Origin of the sequence: Aeromonas sp. s3 (genome assembly GCF_040907805.1) — a bacterium.
Taxonomy (GTDB): domain Bacteria; phylum Pseudomonadota; class Gammaproteobacteria; order Enterobacterales; family Aeromonadaceae; genus Aeromonas; species Aeromonas dhakensis.
The window spans coordinates 82,690-101,460 of record NZ_JBFOCQ010000012.1 but is presented as its reverse complement, the minus strand read 5'-3'; the positions used below and the strand labels follow the sequence as shown (position 1 = coordinate 101,460).

Below are 18,771 nucleotides of genomic sequence, written 5' to 3'. Positions count from 1 at the left end.
CCCGCGGTTTACTCTTCGTCGTTCAGATAAGGATCGGCGAAACCGAGCTCCTGCATGATGTCGCGCTCGAGCGCTTCCATCTCTTCGGCCTCGTCATCCTCGATATGGTCATAACCTAGCAGATGGAGACTGCCGTGCACAACCATATGGGCCCAGTGGGCCATCAGCGGCTTGCCCTGCTCGATGGCTTCGCGCTCCACCACCTGGCGGCAGATCACCAGATCGCCGAGCAGCGGCAGCTCCAGACCGGGCGGTGCCTCGAACGGGAAAGAGAGCACGTTGGTGGGCTTGTCCTTGCCGCGATAGGTGAGGTTGAGCTCGTTGCTCTCCGCCTCGTCGACGATGCGCACCGTCACTTCGGCCTCCTGCTGGAAGCCGAGAATGGTGCCGTCGAGCCAGCCCTGCAGCTGGGCCTCGCTCGGCAGGCCGTCGCTGTTGGCACTGGCCAGTTGCAGATCCAGGGTCACGCTCATTGGGCACTCTCTTTACTGGTGTGGGTGGCGACTTTGTCGGCCGCCTGTTTGGCATCGAACGCCTCGTAGGCCTGCACGATGCGGGCCACCACCGGATGGCGCACCACGTCGGCGGACTGGAAGAAGTTGAATGACAGGCCGTCGACATTCTGCAGCACTTCCAGCGCGTGGCGCAGGCCCGATTTCTGGTTGCGGGGCAGGTCTATCTGGGTGATGTCGCCGGTGACCACCGCCTTGGAGTTGAAGCCGATGCGGGTCAGGAACATCTTCATCTGCTCGGTAGTGGTGTTCTGGGCCTCGTCCAAGATGATGAAGGCGTCATTGAGGGTGCGGCCACGCATGTAGGCGAGCGGTGCCACTTCGATGATGTTGCGCTCCATCAGCTTCTCCACCCGCTCAAAGCCCAGCATCTCGAACAGGGCGTCGTAGAGCGGGCGCAGGTAGGGGTCCACCTTCTGGGAGAGATCGCCGGGCAGGAAGCCGAGCTTCTCGCCCGCTTCCACCGCCGGCCGGGTCAGCAGGATGCGACGGATCTCCTGGCGCTCCAGCGCATCCACCGCCGCCGCTACCGCCAGATAGGTCTTGCCTGTTCCTGCAGGGCCTATGCCGAAGCAGATGTCGTGGCGCACGATATTGGCGATGTACTGGGCCTGGTTGGGGCTGCGCGGCTTGATGAGGCCACGCTTGGTCTTGACCGTCACCTCCTTGCCGTAGGGGATGCTCGGCGCCGGCTCGTCATCCTGTTCCAGCACCCGCGACTCCTGAATGGCCAGATGAACCATGTCGGGGGTGATGTCGGTCACCTTGCCGCCCTTGAGCGGCTGGGTTTCCACATAGAGGTGCTTGATGATGACGGCGGCCGCGTCCACCTGGGCTTGCTTGCCCAGCAGCTGGAAGTGGTTGTCGCGGTAGCTGATCTCGACGCCGAGGCGGCGCTCCAGCTGTTTGATGTTGTCATCGAACGGGCCGCACAGACTGGCGAGACGCTGGTTGTCGGCGGGTTCCAGATGCAGATTCAGGGTCGAGAGGTGTCGGCTCAAAGTGTCCTCGTCTTGACGCGACTCCATCCGGCCGGGGCCGGATGGAGTGAACAGATTAGTGGGGAGTGAAGGCGGCCACGCCCAGCTGGTCCGGTACGTTGTCCGGGCGGCGGGCCAGGATTTCGCTCGGGGCGGTGGCGATGCGCAGGTTCATCTCGTTCTCGCCGCGCAGGAATTTGCCGCGCAGGGAGTTGGGGCGCACCTCGGTGATCTCCACGTCGGCAAAGCCGCCGATCAGGGTGTGCGGGCCTTCGAAGTTGACCACCCGGTTGTTCTCGGTGCGGCCGCACAGCTGCATGGGGTCGAGCTTGGAGGGCCCTTCCACCAGGATGCGCTGGGTGGAGCCCAGCATGGCGCGACCAATCTGCATCGCCTGGTTGTTGATGACGTGCTGCAGGCGGCTCAGGCGGGCTTTCTTCACCTCCATGTCGACATCATCGGGCAGGTCGGCGGCCGGGGTACCGGGGCGCGGGCTGTAGATGAAGCTGAAGCTCATGTCGAAGTTGATATCCTCGATGAGTTTCATGGTGGCCTCGAAATCCTCGTCCGTCTCGTTCGGGAAGCCGACGATGAAGTCGGAACTGATGGTGATGTCGGGACGGGCGGCGCGCAGGCGGCGGATCTTGGACTTGTACTCCAGCACGGTGTGCGGGCGCTTCATCATGGTCAGGATGCGGTCGGAGCCGCTCTGCACTGGCAGGTGCAGGAAGCTGACCACTTCCGGGGTGTCCTTGTAGACCTCGATGATGTCGTCGGTGAACTCGATGGGGTGGCTGGTGGTGTAGCGAATGCGGTCGATGCCGTCGATGGCGGCCACCAGTCGCAGCAGCTCGGCGAAGGTGCAGATGCCGCCGTCGAAGGTCGGGCCACGGTAGGCGTTGACGTTCTGGCCGAGCAGGTTCACTTCGCGCACGCCCTGCTGGGCGAGCTGGGCAATTTCATAGAGCACGTCGTCCAGCGGTCGGCTCACCTCCTCGCCGCGGGTGTAGGGCACCACGCAGAAGGAGCAGTATTTGGAGCAGCCTTCCATGATGGAGACGAAGGCGGTCGCCCCTTCGGCGCGCGGCTCGGGCAGGCTGTCGAACTTCTCGATTTCGGGGAAGGCGACGTCCACCTGGGCTCCACGTCCCTCCTGTACCTGCTTGATCATGGTGGGCAGGCGATGCAGGGTCTGCGGACCGAACACGATGTCCACATAGGGGGCGCGGGTGCGAATGTTGTCCCCCTCCTGGGAGGCGACACAGCCGCCCACGCCGATCACCAGACCGGGCTTGTTCGCTTTCAGTTTTTTCCAGCGTCCCAGCTGGTGGAACACCTTCTCCTGCGCCTTTTCGCGGATGGAGCAGGTGTTGAGCAGCAAGACGTCTGCCTCTTCGGGCTCTTCGGTCAGCGTGTAGCCATTGCTGGCATCCAACAGGTCGGCCATCTTGGACGAGTCGTACTCGTTCATCTGGCAGCCCCAGGTTTTAATGTGAAGTTTCTTGCTCATTGCTTCTCTTGACTTGTTTTGAATGCGGCATGGTCAAAGGACCGGGCATTTTACTCCGCAATCCGGAGACTGCCTAGCAAATATCCAGCCCGCCATGGTCGGAACGCAGCCGTAGCCACCTCGGCAGGCATCGGCTTTCTCCTTGATTTGGCGCACTAATTCTCCACGGCCTTCACTGTTTCTCGGCGCCCCTTGCGGTATCATGTGACCATTCGGTCCGGCTGCGCTCTCCCCTTGCCCGGGCCCACCCCTTGCAGGAATCAAGTTATGGAACAGTGTGATATCGCCATTGTCGGGGCCGGCATGGTCGGCGCCGCCACCGCCTGTCTGCTGGCGGCGCAGGGCCTCTCCATCCGGGTCATCGAGACCCGGTTGCCGGAGCAGTACGCCGCCGAGCAGCCGCTGGATCTGCGGGTCTCCGCCATCAGTCAGGCCTCGGTGGCGCTGCTGGAGCAGGCCGGTGCCTGGCAACACCTGCAACAGATGCGGCTGTGCCCCTATCGCCGGTTGGAGACCTGGGAGCTGGATGGCTTCGCCACCCACTTCAACGCCGCCGACCTCGGCCTGCCCCAGCTCGGCTACATCATCGAGAACCGGCTGGTGCAGCTGGCGCTGCTCAGACGCATGGAAGATTTCCCCAACATCCAGACCCACACCCCGGCAGCGGTGACCAGCCTGCGCCAGGGCGCGGACGAGGTGGTGCTGACCCTGGATGATGGCAGCGAGCTAGCCGCCCGCTGGGTGCTGGCGTGCGATGGCGCCGAATCCCGCACCCGCCAGCTGGCCGGCATCGGGGTGTCGCGTTTTGAATACCGCCAGCACTGCATGCTGATCAACATCGACACCGACTTCGAGCAGGAAGACATCACCTGGCAACAGTTCACCCCGAGCGGTCCGCGCGCCTTCCTGCCGCTGCCGGGCCGGCACGGCTCCCTGGTCTGGTATGACAGTCCGGCCCGGATCCGGACGCTGGCGGCCATGAGCAACGAGGGGCTGGCCGCCGAGGTGCGCCGCCACTTCCCGGCTCGCCTCGGTGGTTTTTCCGCGACCGGCAAGGGGAGCTTCCCGCTGGTGCGCCGCCACGCCAACGACTACCACGCCGGCCGGGTGGTGCTGCTGGGCGATGCCGCCCACACCATCAACCCGCTGGCGGGGCAGGGGGTCAATCTCGGCTTCAAGGACGTGGCCTGCTGGGCGGATCTGTTGCACAGTGCCGGTGCCGAGTGGCACAAGCCCGAACTGGCGACCCGCTATGAACGGCGGCGCCGCCCGGACAACCTGCTGATGCAGTCGGGGATGGATCTCTTCTACGGCGTCTTCAGCAACGAGATAGGCCCCCTCAAGCTGGCCCGCAACCTGGCCCTCAATCTGGCGGACAAGGCGGGCCCGCTCAAGGAGATGGCGCTACGCTATGCGCTGGGGCTGGTTTAAGGCGCGTGGCGCCATCATGAGGGAGGAGAGCCCATGAACAAGGCATTGCTGGTGATCGATTTCATCAACGACATCGCCCACCCGGACGGGCGCATCGCCGCCTCGGCGGCCCATGTGCTGGAGCAGGACGCCATCGCGCACGCCAACCAGGCGCTGGCCCATGCCCGCGCCCACGGCTGGCTGGTGGTGCAGATCAAGGTGGGCTTTGACCCGCACTATCTGCTGCAGCCCAAGGGCTCCCCCATGTTTGGCCGGGCTCACCAGTTCGGGGCGCTGTCGCTTGGCGATAGCGGCACCGACTTTCACCCTGATCTGGACGTGCGACCCGGCGATCTGGTGCTGACCAAGCCCAGGGTCAGCCCCTTCTACGGTACGGCGCTGGAGCCGGCGCTGCGGGCCAATCGCATCGAGCATCTCTATCTGTGCGGGGTGAGCACCGGCTGGGCCATTCAGGCGGCGGTGCGGGAGGGTCACGATCGGGATTACGCCATCACCATCCTGGAAGATGCCTGCGCAGCGGCGGATGCCAACGAGCACCACGCCTCGCTGCGTCTGCTCGGCCGCATCGCCGAGATCATCAAGGTGGCCCAGCTGGCCTGAGCCCGGCGGCAAGCGGAGCTTGCTCACTGTTTTGACATTTTGTCTGCGGCCCCCTGTCGGGCCGCAGCCATTTTGGGCAACATGAAGCGAGCATCGATGGCCACAAGGATGGGGACATGCGTTATCAGGGACGGATCGTGCGCTGGAACGAGGCGCGCGGCTTTGGTTTTATCGCGCCCGAGCAGGGCGAGGGTGCCCCGAAAGGGGCCGAACTGTTCGTGCACATCTCGGCACTGAAGTGCGACGGCCTGCCGCCCATGGCGGGGGAGCGGGTCTCCTACCTGGTGGGGGCCGGCCAGGATGGCAAGCCCAGGGCCGAGCAGGTGTTTTTCCCCGAACGCCCCCTGTCGCTGGCAGACGGCAATGAGAGTCGACCCACGCCGGCGGGCCGCCGCATGTCGGAGGGCAGTCGCATCCCGGCGGGCAGCGGGCCTACCCCGCAGCAGAGGCGTCCTCGCCCCACCTACCGGCGCCGCAGCCACTGGCGCGGCAAGCTCATCCCGCTGCTGGTGCTGGTCGGGATCTTCTCCCTCTACTCCCGTTTTTCGGCCGAGTCGGTCTCACCTACCTCCACTTCCTCGTTCAGCCAGGCAGAGGCCGACAGTTCGGACACCCCGCAGCAGACCGCCAATTTCGTCCGCCAGTGCGACGGTCGGCAGTACTGCTCCCAGATGACCTCCTGCGAGGAGGCGACCTGGTTTTTGCGAAACTGCCCCAATACCAGGATGGACGGCGAGGGCGACGGCATCCCCTGCGAGCGGCAGTGGTGTGGCCACTAGCGGACCCGGGGGCTGACTCAAGTCGTTGATCATCTATCATTATCTTGCTGGTCGGGTCATGGCAGGTGTGGCCCCGGTCATTGGCAACACACGGGCGGGCCGGGATGGCTCCGGTTGTTGCGGCCATGCCGGGGACGTCGTTTTTGGGTGAGGAGTGCGGTCATGGCGGACTATTTTCAGGGCTCACTGTTTCACTTCTCCGATCGGGCGCAATACCTGGCCGCGCTGCTCAACTCGCTGGAGGAGCAGATCTCGGTGATCGACCGGGACGGCGTCATCCACTACACCAACCTCGCCTGGAACCGCTTTGCCGAGCAGAATGGCATGCCGGCAGGCTATGACTGGCTGGGGGTCAACTACTTGCGGGTGTGCGACAACTCGGTGGAGCCGCTGGCCCTGATGGCGGCGGAGGGGATCCGGCGGGTGCTGCGCCATGAACAGCAGCACTTTCATCTGGAGTACCCCTGTCACAGCCCGGACACCCAGCGCTGGTTCATGATGCGGGTCTCCGCCATCCCGGGTATCGAGGTCGAGTTCTACACCATCAGCCACATCAACGTCACCGAGCGCAAGCTGCAGGAGCTGGACATGGCCTACCTCTCCCTGCACGACCCGCTGACCGGGTTGGCCAACCGGCGGCTGTTCAACAGCTTTTTGCACAACGAGTGGCGGCGCAGCATGCGCGAACAGACCCCGCTCTCCTTCATCATGCTGGATCTGGACAACTTCAAGCTGTGCAACGACCATTTCGGCCATCAGGTGGGGGATGACTTCTTGCAGCAGGTGGGTCGGCTGCTGGGCACCTTTTGCCAGCGAGCCACCGATCTGCCGAGCCGTTTCGGCGGCGACGAGTTTGCCCTGATCCTCGGCAACACCGGGGCAGAGGCCGCCTCCCGCATGGGGGAGGCTATTCGCCTTGGCATCGGCGAGCTGCTGATCCAGGGGGCGGACACCCTTAGGCTCAGCGCCAGCGTCGGCATCGCCACCCTGCTGCCGCAGCAGGCCCGCGCCTCGGAGGAGGAGCTGCTGAGCGCCGCCGACATGGCGCTCTATCTGGCCAAGCAGGGGGGCAAGAATCGTTGCCACAGCGTCAGCTGCAGTACCCTGCCATCCCCCTGATATTCCTCGTTTTATCCTGTCTGTGACCCTGCTCTCTATGAACGACTCTGCTTGCTGTTAACGCTGTTGCCCGGCCGGCTGCGGTTCGGGATGGGCATCGACGACCAATTGCAAGAAACGGTCGCGGATCGGGTCGGCAAAGTCGGGGTTCCACACCAGGCTTATCTCCCACTCGGAGCAGGGGCCGGAGAGGGGATAGAGGGTGACGTCCCGGCCCGCGATGAAGCTGACGCTGCGCGGCAGGATGGCGTTGCCGATGCCGGCGGCCACCAGCGCCACCAGGGTCTGGATATCTTCTGCCTCCTGCACCATGCCGGTCAGCCGGTTGGCGCCGAGGAAGCTGGCGATCTGCTGGCTGAGGCCGGGGCAGCGGTGCCCCACCATCTGCAGCAAGGGCTGGCTGGCCAAGGCTTGCTCGATGTCGAAGGCGGCCGGATCCGGCTGCGTCATCTGGGTCGGCACCGCTAGCACCAGCCGGTCGGTCAGCAGCCTGTGCTCCCTAAGCTGCGGGGCCTGGGGCCGGCGCATGAAGCCAAGTTGCAGCTGACCTGACAGCAGCCGCTCCTGCTGGATGGCGGAGGTCATGTCCTGCAGGTGCACCATCACATCGGGGGCCTGCTGTTTGAAGCGGACCACCAGCGCCGGCGCCAGCGCAAAGCTCGACAGCCCGAAACCAATCTTGAGTCGTCCGGCAATGCCGCTGGCCAGCGCCAGGGCGTGGCGCTCAAAGCCCTTGCCATGCTCGACCAGCGCCCTGGCCTGGGTGAGCAGCTGGGTGCCGATGGCGGTCAGCTCGGCGCCGTGACGCCCCCGGTTGAACAGGGTGCTGCCAAGGGTCTGCTCCAGCCCCTGGATCTGCTTGGTGAGCGCCGGCTGGGTGATGAACAGGCGGTTGGCGGCCTCCCGGTAGTTGGCGGTCTCCGCCAGGGTCACGAAGGCCTGCAGCTGTCTCAAATCGAATTTCATTCTGTTTGGTTATCGAAAGTGGCCATTTTGTGATTATAAATTATCTAACTGCCTTGTTCTAATAGACCTGAAGCGGGCCCTGTCGGCCCCGTCAGCTTGCTAACAAGGAGTCATTCATGCCTGCCGAACGCTATCTGTTTTTGATCAAGGGAGATCTGGTGCTGGCCCAGCCGCTGGCTGCACCGGAGACGGGGGAGCTGCTGACCAGCCTGTTGCAGCAGGGCTTTGCGGTGGGTCCCCTGCAAGTCTGGGCGAGCAATGCCGAGCAGGCGCTGGCCTGTTATGAGCAGGCAGCCCAACGGCGGGCCTTCGGCGATATTCTGGCCGGGGCCGAACCCGCCGTGGCCGGAGCCGTTTCATGAGCATGCTCACGCTGCGGGCCCGCGCCCTGCTGCTGGACATGGATGGCACCCTGGTGCACTCCACCGGCGAGGTGGAGACGGTGTGGCGGCTCTGGTGTCGACGCCACCGGCTGGATCCCGAGCCGGTACTGGCCATGTGCCACGGGGTGCGCTCGCGGGAGGTGATCCGCACCTTGGCCCCGCAGCTCGACCTGGCGCAGGAGGTGGCCCTGCTCGACGATCTCGAGATCCATCACACCGGCCAGGCCGAGGCCCTCGCCGGCGCCCGGACCCTGCTGGCAAGTCTGCCCGTCGAGCGCTGGGCAGTGGTGACCTCCGCCAGTCAGCGGGTGGCCAGGCATAGGCTGCGCAGCGCCGGTCTGCCGCTGCCCGCCCTGCTGGTGGGGGCCGAGGATGTGGAACACGGCAAGCCGGATCCCGAACCCTACCTGCTGGCGGCCGAGCGTCTGGGGCTGGCTGCGGCCGATTGCCTGGTGTTTGAAGATGCGCCCGCCGGCATCAGCAGCGCCCTGCGGGCGGGTTGCCGGGTGGTACAGGTGGGGGGCCGGCAGCGGCTCAGTCCCGGCATCAGCGCCCTGATCCAGGACTGGCGCCAGGTGAGTGTGGTGGTGGAGGCTGAGGGTCTGCAGCTGACGCTGCTCACCTGACAACAAAAAGCCCCCGCGAGCGGGGGCCTGACTGGCGATGGGGCAATTACTTGAACACGCGAAAACGCTCGGCGTCGTCCATGAAGGTCTTGTCACCGGCCGGTTGCTGGATGCTGCCAAAGGGCATCTGGGCGCGCAGCAGCCAGCTGGCGGGCAGGTTCCACTCCTTGCGCACCGCCTCGTCGATGAGTGGGTTGTAGTGCTGCAGGGAAGCGCCGATCTTCTCCTGGGCCAGGGTGGTCCAGACCGCAAACTGGGCGATGCCGGTGGCATGTTCCGACCAGATGGGGAAGTTGTCGGCGTAGAGGGCGAATTTTTGCTGCAGATCCTTGATGACGTCGGTATCTTCGAAAAACAGCACTGTGCCGACACCTGCGCGGAAGCTGCCATTCACCTTGGCTTCGCTCTGGGCGTAGGCTTCCGGCGGCACTATCTTCTTCAGCTCTGCCTTGACGATGTCCCACAGCTTGTGATGCTGGGCACCAAACAGGATGACGGCGCGGGAGCTCTGGGAGTTGAACGAGGAGGGACTGTGCTTGATGGCGTCCTGGATGAGGGCGGTCAGCTGCTCCGGCGTATGGGAAACCTGGTCACCCAGGGCATAGATGGTACGACGTACTTTGATCTGTTCGATAAACGGACTGCTCATAACATCTCCTTTGTTTGACGGGGAATCGTCTTCGGTGATCCTTGGCAAGGCCATCCGGCTCCGATTGCTCGAGTTGTAGACTATAACACCCTCTTGCGGGTTAGCCGTCAACGCACAGTGGTCACTGTTTTTACTTTTTGTTGATATACATATCTACCGTATGGATGAGCAGTATCACGTTTATGTGTTTTTTGTCAGTTAGCCGAAATCCGGCTGATATCAATCAATGAATAATTCCGTTTGAGCACCATAAAATTCTCGCATTCCAGTTTTTGTTGCGGAGTGTTGATGATCCAGTGGTTGGTTAGTCGGCGTTATTATCTGTTGACCTCGTTTACCCTCTTGTTGGGGGCCCTGGTGCTGGTGGTCACCCTCACCCTGGCGATGGCCAGCTATCTGCGCAGCATCGACAAGACGGTGACCGGCTACGGTCACATGCTCTCCTCCCTCGAAGCGGCTCTGATCCACGAGCTGGTGCTGGCCAACCAGCGTCAGATCGCCGTGCTGGAGGCGTCGCTGGACAAGGCCGCCATCGCCCGCGGCGAGCCGGCCGACAACCCGCTCTGGGCCATCGCCCACCAGATCAAGCGCGACAGCCACTACATCTACTTCTATCACCCGCAGACGGATCGCCTCAGCAGTTACCCGGCCTGGCAGCAGCCGGTCGAGTATCGTGCCGCCAGCCGGCCCTGGTATCGGGCATTGTCGATGCCGGGGGCGGATCTCGTCTGGCTCGGCCCCTATCCGGCGTTCGACACCCAGAAGCCGATCCTGACCCTCATCAAGCGGGTAAAGGGGCTGGACGATCAACTGCTCGGCCTGCTGATGGTCGACATGTCCTTCAACACCATCGAACAGGCGTTGCAGCGGGCCATGGGCAGCAACCGGGCGGCCATCTACATCAGTGCGCGGGAGGACGGAAAGCTGGTGGTGGGCAGCAACATGGGGCTCTATCAGCCGTCAGCGGCCGAGCCGGGGGGCGCGGACAAGGGGCTGGCGGTGATCTGGCACGGCAGCCATCTGCGCCGTGAGCTGGAGGATATCGACTGGGATCTCAACATCTATCTGCCGCCAAGGCTGTTTCATGACGACCTTGAAGAAGCCCTGCTGATGGTGGCGCTGCCACTGCTCCTGTTGTTTGCCATCTGGTTTTGCAGCATCAACTTTCTGGTGCGGGTGTTCAATCAGGAGCAGGCGCTGGTGGCGGGCTCGCTGACCGGCATAGTGCGGGATCCGACCCAGGCCAGGAGACCCGGCCGGCTGAAGACCTGGTTCGTACACGACAGCCTCAGCGAGATAGATCAGGTGCGGGCGAGTTTTCTGCAGGGGCAGGATGCGCTGCTGCACGATCCCCTCACCGGCATCATGAACCGGCGAGCCTTCACCCAGCGTCGCGCTGAGCTGGAAGAGCGCGCGACACCCCACTGGCTGCTGCTGTTCGACGTGGATCACTTCAAGCGCATCAACGACAGCTGGGGGCATGCGGTGGGGGATGGCGTGCTCTGCCGGGTGGCCGAGCTGCTGGTGACCGAGCTTGGCAGCGGCGGAGTCTTCCGGATCGGGGGGGACGAATTTGCCGCCCTGCTGCCCTGGCCGCGCGGCGAGCTGGAGGCGGGGCTGACCCGGCTGCTGGCCAGGGTGCGCAACCAGCGCTGGCGCGAGTTTCACGAGGCTGTGACCCTGAGCGTGGGCGGCGCCCACAGCCCGGAGGACGGGGCCCTGCTGTTCGAGCGGGCCGACGAGTGCCTCTACCGGAGCAAACGGCTGGGGCGCGACGGCTGGTCGCTGACGCAGTGGCCCCGGCCGGACGGAGATGCTGACAGATCCTGTCATATGGATAACGGCTAAGCGACCGCTGCCGCTCGGTGGGTCCCAGCACCGTTCGCTGTCCAATTTCCATCTGATGTCATTTACATATTTATATTCAATATCTTATGAGCTAATTGACCGACATCGAAGGCGGCGCGGGAGGCGGTGTCGCTCTGCTGCGACAGTGGCGCCCTTTGCCGGGAATCGTATAGTTCGGGGAAATTAATCAGGTTTGACAGGAGTACCCCATGGAGATGAACAAGCACGGCATGCGCGCCCTGGCCCTGTTGGGCTCACTGCTGCTGGCCAGCGGTGCGGCGCAGGCCTCGGAGACCCTCAACACCATCCTGGGCGGCGGTGCGGGCGGTGTGGCCGGCACCATGATCGGCAAGGAGCTGGGCGGTGACACCGGCGCCCTGGTGGGTGCTGCACTGGGCGGGGCGGCCGGCGGCGCGGCCACGGCCAACAAGGGCAACAAGAACGAAGCCGCCCTCGGCGGGGCCGTCGGGGCGCTGGGCGGGGCCGCCATCGGTAAGAGCGTGGGCGGCAGCACGGGCCAACTGATCGGGGCCGGCGTCGGCGGGGCCAGCGGCTCTGCCATCGGGGCCAAGACCGGGGATGGCCACAAGAGCAACGATCGCTACTACGACGATGACCACAGGCACTACAAGAAACACAAGAAGCACAAGAAACACAGATGGCACGACGATGATTGATCGCCGCCAGCATTGAGAGAGGGGCCGATGGGCCCCTCTCTTGTTTTGGCCGCCAGAGGGGTCACACCAGCCGGTGCTGGCGGCGCCCCTCGGCGAAGGCGTTGATGTTGTCGATCAGCTGATCGGCGAGGCGCTGCATCGACTCCTCGCTGGCCCAGGCCACGTGAGGGGTGAGGATGAAGTGGGGGTACTGCAGCGCCTTCATCAAGGGGTGGTCGGGGGGCGGCGGCTCGACGCTTGCCACGTCGAAACCGGCGCCGCCGAGGCGACCGTTGGCCAACGCTCGCAGCAGGGCCTCCTCGTCCACCAGACCGCCGCGGCCGACGTTGATCAGCAGGGCACCCGGCTTCATCAGCCCCAGCTCCCGCTCGCCGATGAGGTTGCGGGTATAGGGGGTGAGCGGGCAGTGCAGGCTGATGACGTCCGCGCTTTGCAGCAGCTCGTCCAGCGGCAGTCGATCCTCGTCGTGGCTGGCGCCGACCTGGCTCTGGGCGTAACGCACCTCCATGCCGATCCCCCTGGCCCGCTCGCCGAGGGCCTGGCCGAGCGTCCCCTTGCCGATGATGCCGAGCCGCTTGCCGTGCAGATCCGTGATGTGGTGATCGAAGAAGCAGAACTGGCCGCTCTGCTGCCAGCGCCCCTCCAGCAGCGACTGGCGCCAGCAGAAGAGGTTGCGCGCCAGGGCCAGCATCAGCGCCATGGCGTGCTCCGGTACCGAGGGACCCGAGTAGTTGCGGATGTTGCATACCCCGACGTTGGCGGCGCGGCACGCCTCCAGATCCACGTTGTCGCTGCCGGTGGCCGCCAGCGCGATGAGTCTGAGCTCCGGCAGCTGGGCCAGCTCGGCTGCGCCGATGCGCACCTTGTTGATGATGGCGATGCTGGCGTCTTTGAGCCGCTCCACCACCTGCTCGGGGGCCGTGCTCGGGTAGCTCTGCCAGTGGTGGGGAAAGTCGGGGTGGCGCAGGGTGATGCCGGTATCCAGGGTATCGCTGTCGAGAAACACAATTTGCTGCATGAAGCCTCCTGCCGTTGAGGCGTCCATGATGCCAAACATCGGCGACCGAGGGCCAGTTTGCTGCACCTCAAGGCCTTGGCAATCGCGCCGGATGTGAGACAGGCGGCATTTTTGGGGTCAGAGCCAGCCGAGGTGGGTGAGCCAGCCCTGGATCCGGGTCGGCGTTTCATCCAGTTCCAGCAGGGCGTAGGGGCGGTAGTTGAGCTTGTGGCTGCGGCGGCTCTCGCTTCTGCGCGCCTCGGCGGCCAGCAGCGGCCAGCGTCCGCCATCCTCCTGATAGAGGTCGAGGGTCGGCATGGTGGCCTGGGCGATCTCCTTGGCGAAGATCTGGTTGCTCTGCTGGTCGGGGAAGAAGCCGTCGAGCAGCACCAGCGCATCGGGGGCGGGCAGCTGTTCGCTGGCGATGAGGTTGGTGGCCCAGGCGGCGCCGGTGCCTTGCGCCAGTATCAGCTTGAAGCCCCCCTCCTGCAGCTTGGCGTCCCCCAGCTTGCTGATGCGGGTGGCAAACTGCTTGCGAAAGTCGTCGATGGCCTGCTGCTTTTTCTCGGCGGCGGGGTCCAGTTCGGTCTGCTGGGGCGAGGGGAGCAGCAGCAGGGTGTCGAAGCCGAGCCGGCCGAGGGCGCGGGTCAGCTGCCACAGCTGGCCGCTGCGCTGCCAGTCGGGCAAGAGGATGGCCAGCCCCACATAGCTGTCGCTGTCATGCTTGGCGAACAGCACCGTCTGCTTGTCGATCTGGGTGCTGTTGGGCAGCCCCTGCCAGTCGCTGTTCTGCCAGTAGTCGAGGGGCGTGAGCGGTGTGCCCTCGCTGGCCTGCAAGGGGTTGCCTGCCAGCAGGGTCAGTAACAGCAGTGATAAGAACAGTCTGGCCATAGTGTGCTCCCCCGGTTATTCGGGTTAGCGGCACCAGGCCGGATTTCTGAAGGGGAAGTGGCAGCGCTAGCGTGACGGTTGCTTGAGGCTTGCCAGCCCGGCCAGCTGGCGGTCGTGCAGGGGGGAGAGCAGCAGCAGGGCAGTGACGGCGCCAATCAGGGCGAAGAACATGTCGGACTGGGTATCCCAGGGATCGCCCTGGGTGCCGAGAAACTCATCCGCCCCCTGGCCAAGGGCCAGGGCGGCTCCCCACTCGATGAACTCGTAGGTGGCGCTGATGGCGAGCACCACGCAGACCACCAGAAACGCCAGCATGCGCCGGCCCTGCACATAATCTCCGCGCAGCAGGATCTCCCGGCACACCAGGGCGGGCACGAAGCCCTGGAAGAAGTGGCCAATCTTGTCATAGGGGTTGCGACCGAGCTCGAGCCACTGCTGCAGTTCGAACCCGAGCGGGACGCGGGCATAGGTATAGGCGCCGCCCAGCATCAGTACCATGGCGTGCAGGGTGATGCACAGATAGAGCAGGCTGGTGAGCGGAAAAGAGCGGTGCGTCAGGACAAGCAGCGGCATGGCGATGAACACGGGCGCGACCTCCATCAGCCAGGTCGCCCTGTCATAGGGTTGCCAGCCGGAGAGGAGCAGCAGTAGCAGGGTCAACAGCAACAACAGCGCTTTGTGCAGGGATGTCATGGGGCGCTCCGAGGGATGGCAAAAGCCAGCATGCCCCATTTAGCCATGTTTGCGCCGCGAATACAGCCTGGGGGCCGATGTGCCCATAAAAAAAGCGAGCCGACGGCTCGCTTTTTTACCACTGATCCAAGAGGTCAACTTAGTTGACGCGACGCTTGAACTCACCGGTGCGGGTATCGATTTCGATCTTGTCACCGATCTCTACGAAGGCGGCAACGGCCAGCTCGTAGGTGGTGCCCTTCAGACGGGCAGGCTTGGTCACTTTACCGGAGGTGTCGCCACGAGCAGCCGGCTCGGTGTACTCAACTTCGCGCACGATGGTGGTCGGCAGCTCTACGGAGATGGCTTTCTCGTTGTAGAAAGTCACTTCACACAGATCTTCCATGCCGTCTACCAGGTAGTTCAGCGCGTCACCCAGGTTGTCTTTCTCGACGTCGTACTGGTTGTATTCGGTATCCATGAATACGTACAGCGGGTCGGAGTAGTAGGAGTAGGTGCACTCTTTACGTTCCAGCTGAACAACGTCCAGCTTGTCGTCGGCCTTGAAGACGGTCTCGGTGGCGCTGCCGTTCAGCAGGCCTTTCAGCTTCATTTTGACCACGGCGGAGTTACGGCCGGATTTGTTGAATTCAGCCTTCTGGACCACCATCGGCTCGGTGCCGATCATGACTACGTTACCAGCGCGGATTTCCTGTGCGGTTTTCATGTAAAAAATTCCTGTTCGTGAAACGGACGGATAAAAACTGCCAGATTATATACGGCTTTCTAAAAATTTCACCAACCTCGTGACGAGATCCCCGTCCTGGAGCAGCTTATGTGACCAGTGTCGCCCATGTTGCTGCCATATCGCGGCGTGATCCGGCCATTGGGCCCACCATTCGCGGGTATTTTCCCCCTGATTGAGGGCGTGGCTGAAACCGCGCAGCCACTGGCTGGTGGCGGTGGGCAGCTTTGCCAGATAGTGGTCGAGAAAGCCGTCCAGCTTGACCATGTGTGCCTGCTCTTCCTGCGGGTAGATATGCCAGAGGAAGGGGCGGGCAGCCCACTGGGCCCGTACGAAGGAGTCTTCGCCGCGCACCAGGTTGAGATCGCAGCTCCACAGCAGCCGATCGTAACCGGCCTGATCGGTCATCGGCAGCAGCTTGATGGCGAGGTTGCCCGAGCGCAGCAGCTCCCCCGCCCGGGCGGTGGGGATGGCGTCTGCCAGCCCGGCGCCGGTGAGCACGTCGTTGAGGGAGCGCCCGAGCGGCAGCAGCAGGGTGACGGGGATTGCGCTCTGGCACCAGCACTCGACCAGGCTGGTCAGGGCGGCGCTCTCGTAGGTAAAGAGGCTGACCCGCAGCTCGTGCTCCTGTTTGGGGGGCAGGCCGAGGCTGGCCCAGTAGGCGTTCAGTCCCGCTTCATCCTGTTGCCAGCGCTCGCGCTCGACGATGAGACCGCGTTCGCACAAGAGGCCGCCGGTTCTGGCGGTGAAGCCCGGGAAGAAGAAGTATTTGTTGAGACTCAGGCTGCCGAGACTCTGGCTCTCGAGACGCTGGGGTGAGGCGAGGCCATGGCAATCCTCGACCCAGCTCTCGGCCGAGAGGTATTCGAGGTTGAGCCAGCAAGGGGGGGTTGGCTGGCTCGCCATCTTTGCGACGAAGGAGGCGGGCAGTTCACAGGCGAACGCCTCGATCACCACCCGGGCCGGGATGGTGTCGGCCGGCAGGGTCTCATGCCAGTGCTGGATATGGATGCCGTCGACCCACTGGCTCTCCTGCGCCGGGTCTAGCCCAGGGCAGATGCGGGCGAAGCTCGCCAGATCGTCCACCCAGAGCCGCACCTGAACTTCACCCTCCTGCGCCGGGATCGCACCTTCCCGTTTCAACTGGCGGGCCAGCCGCCAGGTGACGCCGATGTCACCGAAGTTGTCCACTACGCAGCAGAAGATGTCCCAGTCAAACGGGGGAAGCGGGCTTGTCATGTCGCGGGGTTCCAGATGCAAAAAAACCGGTGCGCAGGGTAGCACACCGGTTGGCTGGCTTCTAACCGTCAGCGCGTGACGGTGGCTGCGGCAGGTTACTCCTTGCCGTAGACGTTGTTCTCCTGCTCGCGCACCCGGATAAAGGTGGTGCGCTTGGTGAGTTCTTTCAGCTGGCTGGCACCCACATAAGTGCAGGTGGAACGCACCCCGCCCAGAATGTCGCGCACCGTGTTCTCCACCGGGCCGCGGTAGGGCAGCAGCACCGTCTTGCCCTCGGAGGCGCGGTACTCGGCGACGCCGCCGGCGTGCTTGTCCATGGCGCTCGATGAGCTCATGCCGTAGAACTTCATGAAGGGTTCGCCATCCACATCGACGATTTCGCCGCCGCACTCCTCGTGGGCCGCCAGCATGCCGCCCAGCATCACGAAGTCTGCACCGCCGCCAAACGCCTTCGCCACATCCCCGGGGCAGGTGCAGCCGCCGTCACCGACGATCTGGCCGCCCAGACCGTGGGCCGCATCGGCACACTCGATGATGGCGGAGAGCTGCGGGTAGCCGACGCCGGTCTTGACCCGGGTGGTGCAGACCGAGCCCGGGCCTATGCCCACCTTGACGATGTCGGCGCCGGAGAGGATCAGCTCCTCCACCATCTCGCCGGTCACCACGTTGCCCGCCAAGATGACGTGGTTGGGGCAGGCGTCACGGATCTTGCGCACGAATTCGACGAAGTGCTGGGAGTAGCCGTTGGCCACGTCGACGCAGATGAAGCGCAGCGCTTCGGACATGGCCAGGATCTGGCGGGTCTTGTTGAAGTCATCCTCGGAGGTGCCGGTAGAGACCATCACATGGCCCAGCAGCGCCGGGTCGGTTTCGCTGACGAAGGTTTGCCACTGCGCAAGGCTGTAGTGCTTGTGTACTGCGGTCATCATCTCGAAGCCGGCCAGGGTACGCGCCATGGCGAAGCTGCCGACGGTATCCATGTTGGCGGCGATGACGGGCACGCCCTGCCATTGGGTCTGGGTGTGCTTGAAGGTGAACTGGCGGGTCAGGCTGACTTGGGAACGGCTCTTGAGAGTAGAGCGCTTGGGGCGGAACAGGACATCCTTGAAACCGAGCTTCAAGTCTTCTTCGATACGCATTACGAATTCCTTATTGAGCCTTGTTTGATAGGTCACTTTGCAGTGGCAACTTTTCGGCAGGCACAAAAAAACCGGTGGTTTTCAGGGCCTCCGGTTTACAACAGTGTAGGCAAAAATCCCTCCGGAACAAGACTGATAATTCGCGAAGCCTTGTGGTAGCCTTTGGCGTCACAACCTGAGCACAGCCTCGGGTTTCATCCAACACCAATCTTGCCTCCCTCCTTGCCTGCCTGGTCAGCTTCTGATGACACTGTTCTGCCCCGTCACCGCAGGCTGCTGACGCACCGCATCCGGCCACTCGTCACTCGCTGGTCTGCCGTGCTTTTCAGCGGTTGACAGCGGCGCTTTCCATCCCCACTCTGGGCGGCTCGGGCCTGTGTCGGCCCCGTCCTGACAAGGAGTAGAGATGATCCGATTGCGAATGATACCGCTGCTGCTGGCCGGGTTCGCCCTGCCGGCCCTCGCCGCGCCGGCGCCCGCCATCTATGGCTGGATTGAGAAGGGGCTCATCATGCCGAGTGGGGTGGCGGTGAAGATGAAGCTGGATACCGGGGCGCTCACCTCCTCGCTCGATGCGCGGGATCTGCGCCACTTCAAGCGTGACGGCAAGCCCTGGGTGCGCTTTACCCTGCAGGTGACCGATGCCAATACCGATCGGCAGGTGAGCCAGACCCTGGAGCGGCCGGTGGAGCACATGGTGACGGTGCGTGGTGCCGGCGGCATGGAGCAGCGCCCCACGGTCACCATGTCCATCTGTCTGGGCGACAAGGTCTATGAGGAGTGGTTCACCCTGCGGGATCGCAGCAAGATGATCTATCCGGTGCTGCTGGGGCGCCGCCTGCTGGCGGATCTCGGCGCGGTGGATTCGAGCCGCACCTTCACGGTGCAGCCGAGCTGTCGCTAGAGCAATTTCGGCGCGGATCTAAAAAACGGCGTTTCACAGCTAAATCACACTGTCTCTGCCAGCGGTAGCATTTGCACCATACCCTCGATGCGGGCGAGCCCATT

20 protein-coding genes are annotated in these 18,771 nt (G+C 63.9%); 9 read left to right on the top strand and 11 right to left on the bottom strand.

Features of this window, described 5'->3' with window-relative positions; all coding sequences use genetic code 11:
- Positions 1-8: 8 nt before the first annotated feature.
- From ybeY to miaB, 3 genes are read right to left on the bottom strand one after another with little or no spacing between them, the layout of a single operon-like run.
- Positions 9-473: an rRNA maturation RNase YbeY gene (gene ybeY, locus AB5Y98_RS06420; RefSeq protein WP_042049679.1), complete on the bottom strand. Its 465-nt coding sequence runs from the start codon at positions 471-473 to the stop codon at positions 9-11.
- Positions 470-1,513: a PhoH family protein gene (locus AB5Y98_RS06415; RefSeq protein ID WP_010633155.1), complete on the bottom strand. Its 1,044-nt coding sequence runs from the start codon at positions 1,511-1,513 to the stop codon at positions 470-472. Before AB5Y98_RS06415 ends, ybeY begins: the two co-directional genes overlap by 4 nt.
- A gap of 55 nt (positions 1,514-1,568) precedes the next feature.
- The gene (gene miaB, locus AB5Y98_RS06410; protein WP_005298264.1) at positions 1,569-3,002 is read right to left on the bottom strand and encodes a tRNA (N6-isopentenyl adenosine(37)-C2)-methylthiotransferase MiaB; all 1,434 of its coding nucleotides are present in this window, start codon (positions 3,000-3,002) and stop codon (positions 1,569-1,571) included.
- A 267-nt stretch (positions 3,003-3,269) separates the two neighbouring features.
- Here miaB and AB5Y98_RS06405 point away from each other — a divergent pair, with 267 nt between their 5' ends.
- From AB5Y98_RS06405 to AB5Y98_RS06390, 4 genes are all read left to right on the top strand, one after another.
- Positions 3,270-4,433 carry an FAD-dependent monooxygenase gene (locus AB5Y98_RS06405; protein WP_368231552.1) on the top strand — a complete coding sequence of 388 codons (1,164 nt, stop codon included), beginning with the start codon at positions 3,270-3,272 and terminating at the stop codon, positions 4,431-4,433.
- Between the two features lie 33 nt (positions 4,434-4,466).
- Positions 4,467-5,033: a cysteine hydrolase family protein gene (locus AB5Y98_RS06400; protein WP_274181508.1), complete on the top strand. Its 567-nt coding sequence runs from the start codon at positions 4,467-4,469 to the stop codon at positions 5,031-5,033.
- Between the two features lie 116 nt (positions 5,034-5,149).
- Positions 5,150-5,812 (top strand): excalibur calcium-binding domain-containing protein, encoded by a 663-nt coding sequence (locus AB5Y98_RS06395; protein WP_368231551.1) that lies wholly within the window; start codon positions 5,150-5,152, stop codon positions 5,810-5,812.
- A 162-nt stretch (positions 5,813-5,974) separates the two neighbouring features.
- Positions 5,975-6,931, top strand: coding sequence for a diguanylate cyclase (locus AB5Y98_RS06390; protein WP_368231550.1), 957 nt, complete (start codon positions 5,975-5,977; stop codon positions 6,929-6,931).
- Between the two features lie 57 nt (positions 6,932-6,988).
- Here the strand turns inward: AB5Y98_RS06390 and AB5Y98_RS06385 are convergent, their stop codons facing one another.
- Positions 6,989-7,897, bottom strand: a complete 909-nt coding sequence (locus tag AB5Y98_RS06385) for a LysR family transcriptional regulator (RefSeq protein ID WP_368231549.1) — start codon at positions 7,895-7,897, stop codon at positions 6,989-6,991.
- A gap of 116 nt (positions 7,898-8,013) precedes the next feature.
- On the opposite strand from AB5Y98_RS06385, the gene AB5Y98_RS06380 reads away from it, so the two are divergent.
- Together AB5Y98_RS06380 and AB5Y98_RS06375 are read left to right on the top strand one after the other, a co-directional pair.
- Entirely contained in the window at positions 8,014-8,259 is a 246-nt protein-coding gene (locus AB5Y98_RS06380) for a hypothetical protein (protein WP_017780557.1), read from the top strand.
- Complete coding sequence (locus AB5Y98_RS06375) at positions 8,256-8,906, top strand: HAD-IA family hydrolase (RefSeq protein ID WP_368231548.1); 651 nt, start codon at positions 8,256-8,258, stop codon at positions 8,904-8,906. The genes AB5Y98_RS06380 and AB5Y98_RS06375 overlap by 4 nt, the downstream gene beginning before the upstream one ends.
- A gap of 46 nt (positions 8,907-8,952) precedes the next feature.
- Here the strand turns inward: AB5Y98_RS06375 and AB5Y98_RS06370 are convergent, their stop codons facing one another.
- Positions 8,953-9,555 (bottom strand): nitroreductase family protein, encoded by a 603-nt coding sequence (locus tag AB5Y98_RS06370; RefSeq protein ID WP_005298281.1) that lies wholly within the window; start codon positions 9,553-9,555, stop codon positions 8,953-8,955.
- A 288-nt stretch (positions 9,556-9,843) separates the two neighbouring features.
- Here AB5Y98_RS06370 and AB5Y98_RS06365 point away from each other — a divergent pair, with 288 nt between their 5' ends.
- Together AB5Y98_RS06365 and AB5Y98_RS06360 are read left to right on the top strand one after the other, a co-directional pair.
- Positions 9,844-11,403, top strand: a complete 1,560-nt coding sequence (locus AB5Y98_RS06365; RefSeq protein ID WP_368231547.1) for a diguanylate cyclase — start codon at positions 9,844-9,846, stop codon at positions 11,401-11,403.
- Between the two features lie 209 nt (positions 11,404-11,612).
- Positions 11,613-12,080 (top strand): YMGG-like glycine zipper-containing protein, encoded by a 468-nt coding sequence (locus AB5Y98_RS06360; protein ID WP_005298287.1) that lies wholly within the window; start codon positions 11,613-11,615, stop codon positions 12,078-12,080.
- A 61-nt stretch (positions 12,081-12,141) separates the two neighbouring features.
- Here the strand turns inward: AB5Y98_RS06360 and AB5Y98_RS06355 are convergent, their stop codons facing one another.
- The 6 genes from AB5Y98_RS06355 to AB5Y98_RS06330 form a co-directional block, all read right to left on the bottom strand.
- Complete coding sequence (locus AB5Y98_RS06355) at positions 12,142-13,098, bottom strand: D-2-hydroxyacid dehydrogenase (protein WP_005298289.1); 957 nt, start codon at positions 13,096-13,098, stop codon at positions 12,142-12,144.
- A 117-nt stretch (positions 13,099-13,215) separates the two neighbouring features.
- Positions 13,216-13,968, bottom strand: coding sequence for a DUF3530 family protein (locus AB5Y98_RS06350; RefSeq protein WP_017785051.1), 753 nt, complete (start codon positions 13,966-13,968; stop codon positions 13,216-13,218).
- 66 nt (positions 13,969-14,034) lie between these two features.
- Positions 14,035-14,661 carry a DUF2238 domain-containing protein gene (locus AB5Y98_RS06345; protein WP_368231546.1) on the bottom strand — a complete coding sequence of 209 codons (627 nt, stop codon included), beginning with the start codon at positions 14,659-14,661 and terminating at the stop codon, positions 14,035-14,037.
- A gap of 139 nt (positions 14,662-14,800) precedes the next feature.
- Positions 14,801-15,367, bottom strand: coding sequence for an elongation factor P (efp, locus tag AB5Y98_RS06340; RefSeq protein ID WP_005298294.1), 567 nt, complete (start codon positions 15,365-15,367; stop codon positions 14,801-14,803).
- 45 nt (positions 15,368-15,412) lie between these two features.
- Positions 15,413-16,624: an elongation factor P maturation arginine rhamnosyltransferase EarP gene (earP, locus tag AB5Y98_RS06335; protein ID WP_368231545.1), complete on the bottom strand. Its 1,212-nt coding sequence runs from the start codon at positions 16,622-16,624 to the stop codon at positions 15,413-15,415.
- A 95-nt stretch (positions 16,625-16,719) separates the two neighbouring features.
- On the bottom strand, positions 16,720-17,763 hold the full coding sequence (locus AB5Y98_RS06330; RefSeq protein WP_005298297.1) for a GMP reductase: 1,044 nt from the start codon (positions 17,761-17,763) through the stop codon (positions 16,720-16,722).
- A gap of 406 nt (positions 17,764-18,169) precedes the next feature.
- Here AB5Y98_RS06330 and AB5Y98_RS06325 point away from each other — a divergent pair, with 406 nt between their 5' ends.
- On the top strand, positions 18,170-18,667 hold the full coding sequence (locus AB5Y98_RS06325) for an ATP-dependent zinc protease (protein WP_005298299.1): 498 nt from the start codon (positions 18,170-18,172) through the stop codon (positions 18,665-18,667).
- Positions 18,668-18,771: the final 104 nt, after the last annotated feature.